The 410-nt window shown below is 63.4% G+C and carries 1 protein-coding gene; it reads left to right on the forward strand.

The features are described 5' to 3' along the window. On the forward strand, window positions 1-410 hold a 410-nt coding region (locus GTY56_RS30840; protein ID WP_161368576.1), incomplete at both ends, for an extracellular solute-binding protein.

Genomic DNA, 410 nt, shown 5'->3' on the forward strand with positions numbered 1-410 from the left:
CTGCAGAAGGCGATCTACACGCCGTTCACGCAGGAGACCGGCATCCAGGTGAAGGTGCTGAACCTGGACGATGCCCCGCTGCTGGCGCAGATCAAGCAGGGCCGCCCGCAGTGCGACCTGATCAACAACTCGATGATGTCGCACACCAAGTACGTCAAGCAGGACGCCCTGGAGGCGCTGGACCTCGACCGGATCAAGAGCGTGAAGAGCGCGAAGATTCCCGAGAACCAGATCACCGACCATGCCGTCGGCAGCAGCTTCTACGGTGCCTGTATGGCGTACCGGACGGACGCGTTCGGGGGCAAAAAGCCGGAGTCGTGGGCGGACTTCTGGGACATCAAGGCGTTCCAGGGCGGCCGTTCGATGTGCAACCCGGACGGTGACCTGCCGGAGCTGGAGTTCGCGCTGCT

It is taken from the genome of Streptomyces sp. SID5643 (assembly GCF_009872555.1).
Lineage (GTDB): Bacteria > Actinomycetota > Actinomycetes > Streptomycetales > Streptomycetaceae > Streptomyces > Streptomyces iakyrus.